Source organism: Xenorhabdus littoralis, assembly GCF_033949345.1.
Classification (GTDB): Bacteria; Pseudomonadota; Gammaproteobacteria; order Enterobacterales; family Enterobacteriaceae; genus Xenorhabdus; species Xenorhabdus littoralis.
The window spans coordinates 1-209 of the sequence record NZ_VCDP01000132.1; the positions used below are offsets into that span (position 1 = coordinate 1).

Annotated in this window: 1 pseudogene; it reads right to left on the bottom strand. The window is 55.0% G+C overall.

What is annotated here, in order from left to right:
* Positions 1–209: pseudogene (locus FE394_RS18460) on the bottom strand (type VI secretion system baseplate subunit TssF); the annotation flags it as partial.

A 209-nucleotide genomic window follows, 5' to 3' on the forward strand; every position in this document is an offset into this window, starting at 1 on the left:
GCCATTGCGGATTCATGGTAGCCCGTAAAATCGCAGGCAACCGCGAGTTCAGGCAGGTGATTAGCCGGTTTGCCCGTCAGGTCAAAAAAATGTAACCAGTGTTGAATGCGATCCAGCAAATCACGCTCGGTGCGAAGCTGGTAGTAGAAATAATCCGGCTCCTCCCCGGCCAGCAGCTCCGCTGCGGGTGTAAACTGCTCTATCGGCAG